Raw genomic sequence first — 4,176 nt, forward strand, 5'->3', positions numbered from 1 at the left:
CTCCAGTACCGGCCCGACACCCTCGACGGGTTCATAGCCGGCACCGGCCTGACCCTCCACGACCCAGCGTCACCCTGACGAGCTGAAGTCAGTATGCGGCACCAGCCCGGTCGAGGCCTCCTCCGGGAAGACACAGCGGCGCCGACTGAACCGCGGGGGCGACCGCCAGGCCAACGCCGCCCTCTACCGCATCGTCCTCAGCCGACTGCGCTGGGACGACCGCACCCGGAACTACCTGCAACGACGTCTGACCGAGGGCAAGACACGACGCGAGATCATCCGCTGCCTCAAACGCTACGTCGCACGAGAGATCTACCGACTGATCGTCCCGGCAAGCCCTCCGCCTGCGCAGACCGGAACCACTGGGCCGCTCGGTTGACATCCATAGGGGCATCAAACTTGCTGTCCGCTACGAAACAGGCCCGAGCCCTTCGACGGAAGAGGCGATCCTCCGATCGGGATCCCGCAGCCCCCGACCGGACTCATCCGCTTCCGCGCAACCGGAAGAGCGCTCCGTGTGCTACCAAGTCGAGAATCTGAGCCGCATCGGATCGAATCACCGCCTCGTCGTCGTGCACCAGGTAGATGAAGCCGCCTTGACCGCTGGTGTCGCGCGAGGGGGTGACCATATCACCCACCTGAGGGCGGCCGTAGTAGCCAGCGAACGACCGGTACGCGGATAGTTCCGCGCAACCCGTGTCGTCCGTGACCTCACCGGCGTCGGCAAAATGCACCCAGACCACGCACAGATGAGACATGGGCTTCTTGTAGGTGTCGGGTTCGGCTCGGAATTCGGCAGGAGAGCAGACCGCCTTCGCAGTCCACCCCGCCTGTGTCTCACCCAGGGCCTCTTTGAAAGGCCCTTCCTCCATGGTCGCTCCCATGAGACGGGCGTTAACCTCGATGAGCCGGGGGCCATGAGGCGTGAGTTTGAACTCATTGTGCGAGGGGCCGTTGCGTATCCCGACGGCGTTGAGGACGAGTTGGTTGTAGGCGATCAGATCGTCGACATGGGGATCCTCCGGGTGGAGCAGGTAGTGGTGGGTGAAGTTGACACCGGGCGCTGGAGTCCGGCCTCCCCGGCGCTCCTGTTCGAAGCACCAGACATCCGTCGTCCTGTGGGATCCGTTCAGGCTCACGGAGTTCACAACGTAGACTGGCCCGTCAAGATAAGCCTGAGCCACCACCGCGTCGTTGTGGATGCCCAAAAGGTTGGTCTTCCCGACGATCCTGCCCACCGCCTCCTCGATTTGGCCGTCGTCGTAGCAGAAGAACACGTCCTCCGATCCGCTGGACAGCAGCGGCTTGACCACAATCGGCCAATCCTGCCCATCAATCACCCATTGCAGAATGGGTTCGGGGCTCGCGGCGCGGATCTGACTCACTGCGGGAACCCCTCGCGCCAGCAGGGCCTGGTTCATCTCGAACTTGTCCCGGCGCGCCGCGGAAAGTTCCGGAACATTCCAGCTCTGGCCCGTGAGACGGCACAGAGCATCGGCGTACTCGACGCCGGACTCCGCACCGGCGAATACCAGGACGTCATTGAACCCAGCGAGTCTCGCGGCAGATTCCCACAGAGTGCCGTGCGGGAGGACGTGGTCGTACCCTTCGGGGGCGAAGGAGCGCCTCAGTGAATGCGGCACCGACGCCGCGCTGGGCAGATGGACGACTTTCCTGCCGTACCGATGAAATTCCTTCACGAGTGTGTGCGCCGTGGAATATCCGTCTACCAACGCGATGGTCTGTGTCATTCCGTCTCCTGATGATGTTGGTAATTCGTTCCGCACTCATCGGAGCGGACAAGGGAATCGGCCAGTGTCGCGGCCTGCTTCACGGTCGCGTGGTGGTAGCTGGTGACGGGCAGGGCCGCGCTCAGTGACGGGCCGAGGAGGAAGCCCCGCCCCATGCCTTCCATGGGGAATTCCAGGGTGCAGGGGTCGGCGGCCGCCGAAACCTCCGCGAGCGGCCTTCCTCCGACCGACACTTGGTCGGGGCGGTCGAACGGGACGAGGCCGGTGGCGTCCAGAGCAGCGTCCACCCGGTGCCAGCGGTTCGCCTGGTCCTGGATCTCGATCCGTCCCTCGCGGGCCTGCCAGCGGCGTGGGCCGGCGACCAGCGTGAGGCGGCCGGCCTGGTGGAGGTCGACCAGCCGTTGGGCGTTGCGCCGCGGGATGGCAGAGACATACCGGCGGAACCGAGGGAGTGCGTGTGTTGTCAGGCTCGAACGCTGACGGTGCGAGAGATGGGGCCAGATGTCGTTGAGCAGGGACACCGCCCGCACGCTGACCTCCTCCCACGGCTGCTCCTGCTCGGAGGATTCGAGTTCCCTTCGCAGCCGGTCGAGACCTTCGCCAGCATGCGGATGCCCGCTGCCGCGGTCCGAACCGGGCACGTCACCCAGATCGGCGCGCAGGAGGGACGAGAAGTTCCGCAGGAGCGGGGGCGACCCCGGGCCGACGCGGTCGGCGACCGTGTCGATGGCGAATCGCCCGGGGCTGGGGAACGACATCCGCGATCGGACGGCCGGCAGTTCTCCGGAGGGTGACATCATCACGATGTGGAGATCGCTTCGGCTCTCGGCGAGCATGATCGCCGCGTCCACTCCGCTTTGGCGCGTTCCCAGCACGGCCACTTTCCGCGAACCCTGTGCCTGCACCTGGAAGCAGACGGCGGCAGCTGAATAGACTGGCAGGATCAGTCCGGCGCTCTCCCGGACTCGGCGCAGAGTGGGGGCGGAGGGCCCCAGGCCTGTGCTGATCACCACCTGGCGCGCCCGCACCCGGCTCCCGTCGTGGCACACCACGGCCACCCCATCGCCCCCCGGCTCGATGGCAGAGGCCGCTGACCGCACGTGTTCGACCACGATCCCGGCGCGGCGCGCGCGGGTGACCGCCTCCGCGAATTGATCACGCACGTACCGGCTGAACAGCCCCCGGGGGATGAAGAGGGACTCAGCTGGCTGCCTCGGGTCGACGCCCCAAGACCGGCACGCGTCGCGTTCACGGTTCAGCCAGCGGTGGCAGTGCTCGGGGTCGTCGGGGAACAGGGTATTGAGCGAAGTGCTGGTGTTACACAGGAGGAATCTCTCCGACCGCGCGAAGGCCGTCCCCCGGGCGGGCTCGCCGGGATCCACGACGACGACCGATCGCACGGAGGATCCGGGCTTCCCCAGGAAATGAACCAGAAAGGTGGCCCCTGCCGCCCCTACGCCGACTACCGCTAGATCGAACTGCATACGTCACACAAAGCTTTCTGTATCGCTCCCGAAACATTCCGTCGGACCAGTGCCGCATACGACACCACCCCACCCTGCAGGCGAGATCCGCTTGATACCGTCCGCCGACCGGCCCCTCTTCAGGGTGATGATGAATCCTCCCGCTATGTCATACGGGCGCTCTTGAATCCGTCACCGGCGCCTCTCCAAGCGCCTTGCGCCCTTCAGCCGGGGAGCGGCCGCTGTCGGCCGAGCAAGCCCCGACAGCGCGCAGCGCGAGAGGGTGAAGGCCAAAAAATGGTCACGGGCATATCGAACGGTTCACCCCGGCCGCAGCACACTGATGAACTCGGTGCCCACGGCGAGCTGGACTGGTCGCGGTGCGCGATCGACTCGGTGACCATGCGAGCCCTGAAATGGGAGACCTGACGGGTCCGAATCCTGTCGACCGGGGCAAGTGCGGCTCGAAGATCCACCTGATCACGGAACGGTCGGGTCTGCCCGTATCCGTCGGCATTTCCGGGGCCAACCTGCACGACCGCCAGGCCCTGATACCGCTCGTCAAGGGCATCCCCCGATCCGCTCGCGCCGTGGTCGGCGACGGCGCAAGCCCGGCAAACTCCACGCCGACTAGGGCTACGACTACGCCCACCTGCGGCGATGGTTACGCGAGCGTGGCATCACCCACCGCATCGCCCGCAAGGGAGTCGAGTCCTCGTAGCGACTGGGCCGCCACCGCTGGACCGTGGAACGCACCATGGCCTGGCTCGCCGGCTGCCGCCGCCTCCACCGACGCTACGAACGCAAGGCCGACCACTTCCTCGCTTCACCAGCATCGCCTGCACGCTCATCTGACACCGCAGGCTCGCCAAATGAGATGACGTCTTAGACCGTGTCCTATGTGGTGAGGCGTCGTTGACCTGGGTATGGGGCGGGGTGCGTGGAGTTGGATTGTTCCGGAC

At 66.0% G+C, this 4,176-nt stretch carries 2 protein-coding genes and 3 pseudogenes; 3 read left to right on the plus strand and 2 right to left on the minus strand.

Annotated elements, in window-relative coordinates; translation table 11 throughout:
* Together ACZ50K_RS37630 and ACZ50K_RS37635 are read left to right on the plus strand one after the other, a co-directional pair.
* Window positions 1-78, plus strand: a pseudogene (locus ACZ50K_RS37630) (transposase); the annotation flags it as partial.
* Between the two features lie 16 nt (window positions 79-94).
* Window positions 95-379: pseudogene (locus ACZ50K_RS37635) on the plus strand (transposase); the annotation flags it as partial.
* A 103-nt stretch (window positions 380-482) separates the two neighbouring features.
* On the opposite strand, the gene ACZ50K_RS37640 reads toward ACZ50K_RS37635, so the two are convergent.
* Both ACZ50K_RS37640 and ACZ50K_RS37645 read right to left on the minus strand, forming a co-directional pair.
* Entirely contained in the window at window positions 483-1,751 is a 1,269-nt protein-coding gene (locus tag ACZ50K_RS37640) for a hypothetical protein (RefSeq protein ID WP_468911949.1), read from the minus strand.
* Window positions 1,748-3,235, minus strand: coding sequence for an FAD/NAD(P)-binding protein (locus ACZ50K_RS37645; RefSeq protein ID WP_468911952.1), 1,488 nt, complete (start codon window positions 3,233-3,235; stop codon window positions 1,748-1,750). The genes ACZ50K_RS37640 and ACZ50K_RS37645 overlap by 4 nt, the downstream gene beginning before the upstream one ends.
* 321 nt (window positions 3,236-3,556) lie before the next feature.
* On the opposite strand from ACZ50K_RS37645, the pseudogene ACZ50K_RS37650 reads away from it, so the two are divergent.
* A pseudogene (locus tag ACZ50K_RS37650) lies at window positions 3,557-4,069 on the plus strand (IS5 family transposase); the annotation flags it as partial.
* Window positions 4,070-4,176: the final 107 nt, after the last annotated feature.

This window comes from Streptomyces sp. NPDC033845 (genome assembly GCF_055576225.1).